Genomic DNA, 2,376 nt, shown 5'->3' on the forward strand with positions numbered 1-2,376 from the left:
CCAGCTCGGTCGCGGCGCTGCTCGAAGGCATCGGCTCCGGCGCGGTGAGCAACCCGGTGGCCGACGTGGCCGAGGCCGAGCTCATCTTCCTGATCGGCGCCAACCCGACCGTCAACCACCCGGTGGCCGCGACCTGGCTCAAGAACGCCGTCGATCGGGGTGCGAAGCTCGTCATCTGCGACCCGCGCACCAACGCGCTCACGCGGCGCGCCACATGGCACCTGCAGTTCCGTCCTGACACCGACGTGGCGCTGCTCAACGGCCTGCTGCACGTCATCATCGACGAGGGGCTGGTCGATCAGGCCTTCGTGACTGCCCGGGTCAACGGCTACGAGGCGCTCAAGGCGGCGGTGGCCGAAGCCACGCCGGAGCGCATGAGCGAGATCTGCGGCATCGACGCCGACACCCTGCGCGCGGTGGCGCGCGCCTTCGCGACCGCCAAGTCGTCCATGATCCTGTGGGGCATGGGCATCAGCCAGCACGTGCACGGCACCGACAACGCGCGGGGCCTGATCGCCCTGTCGCTGCTCACCGGCCAGATCGGCCGTCCCGGCACTGGGCTGCACCCGTTGCGCGGCCAGAACAACGTGCAAGGGGCGAGCGACGCCGGGCTGATCCCGATGATGCTGCCGAACTACCAGCGCGTCACCAGCGAGGCGGTGCGCGCGCAGTTCGAGGCACTGTGGAGTACGTCGATCGACGCCAGGCCGGGCCTCACCGTCGTGGAGATCATGCACGCCGTCACCGACGGCGCCATCCGCGGCCTGTACGTCGAAGGCGAGAACCCGGCGATGAGCGACCCCGATCTGGCGCATGCGCGCAAGGCGCTGGCCATGCTGGAGCATCTGGTGGTGCAGGACATCTTCGCCACGGAAACCGCGATCCTGGCCGACGTGGTCCTGCCCGCTTCGGCGCAGCCCGAGAAATGGGGCACCTACACCAACACAGACCGGCTCATCCAGATCGGCCGACCGGCCCTGACGCCGCCGGGCGATGCGCGCCAGGACCTGTGGGCGATCGAGCAGATCGCGCGCCGACTGGGCGCCGGCTGGAACTACTGGCGCAAAGAGGACGGCGACGGCCGGCAGGCCGCCGAAGCGCCGGTGGCTCGCGTGTTCGAGGAGATGCGCGGCGTGATGGAGCCGCTGGCCGGCGTGCCGTGGTCGCGCCTGGTGCGCGAAGACGCGGTGGTCACCCCCGCGCAGCGCGAGGACGAGCCGGGCCAGAGCGTCGTCTTCATCGAGAACTTCCCCACCAAGGACGGCCGTGCCACGGTCGTGCCCACGGCGTTCCGACCCGGCGCCGAGCAGGTTGACGCCGAATACCCCTTCGTGCTCACGACCGGCCGCGTGCTGGAGCATTGGCACACCGGTGCAATGACGCGCCATGCCAGCATGCTCGACGCCATCGCGCCCGAGGCGCTGGTCTCGCTGCATCCGGACGATGCCCAGGCGCTCGGTGCGCGGCATGGCCAAGTGGTGCAGCTCGCCACTCGCTGGGGAGCGGTGCAGGCGCGCGCCCAGGTCAACTCCGACGTGCAGCGCGGCCAGGTGTTCCTGCCGTTCGCTTTCTGGGAAGCCGCGGCCAACAAGCTGACCGGCGACGCACTGGACTCGGTGGCCAAGATTCCGGGCTTCAAGGTCACGGCGGTCAAGGTCACGGCGGTGGTCTGAGAGTGATGCAGGCCCGCTGAGAACAGGCAGACTCGTCGCCGCATGGCGCCGGGTCTGCCGCCTTGGCTGCGGCCGTCGGGCTCATCTGCGCGCGCTCACTCTCTCAGTGCGTCACCGCGCGGCGCGCTTGGTTGCGCCCCGGTTGCGGCAACGCTGCTGATGAATCCGCTGCGCCTGCTTCCTCTCAGCGAAAAACGTGTCTTGCGCCGTGCTGATCGAGGCTTCAGTTCGGCTCGATCACGTCGATATTCTCCTCACTGCCGGCGCCTTGCAACGCGCCAGCAGGTCGCTTGCGGGAGCCGCGGCGGCAACCCCGGAGAGATCGAATGAATCTGCTGAACTACCGACTGACCACCCGCATCGCCGCCGGCTTTGCGGCGATGGTCCTGCTGATGCTGGTGCTGGGCGCGACCAGTGTCTGGACCCTGCGCAGCAACACCGCCGAAGCTCAGGCTCTGCTGGCGGCCTCCGCGAGCGCGGCGCTCATGGCCAAGGCGACCGCCTTGCAGCAAACCGCCGACCGCGCGGCACTGCTGATCGGCCTGCTCGTCGGCCTGGCCGCGCTGTTCGGCGCCTGGCTGGGCTGGGCGGTGCGGCGCAGCGTCAAGGCGCCGGTCGAGCAGGTGGTCGAAGCGGTGACGCGCATTGCCAAGGGCGACCTCGTCACCAAGATCAGCTCCACCGGCCGCGACGAGATCGCCTG

Annotated in this window: 2 protein-coding genes; both read left to right on the top strand. The window is 69.7% G+C overall.

The window, feature by feature from the left end; all coding sequences use genetic code 11:
* The coding region (locus H0W38_RS21065) for a molybdopterin-dependent oxidoreductase (protein ID WP_292457871.1) at window positions 1-1,673 on the top strand (1,673 nt) is incomplete at its 5' end.
* 326 nt (window positions 1,674-1,999) lie between these two features.
* Window positions 2,000-2,376 (top strand): HAMP domain-containing protein (locus H0W38_RS21070; protein WP_292457873.1); only part of this gene is annotated, 377 nt, incomplete at its 3' end.

This window comes from Methylibium sp. (assembly GCF_013817365.1).
GTDB lineage: Bacteria > Pseudomonadota > Gammaproteobacteria > Burkholderiales > Burkholderiaceae_C > Methylibium.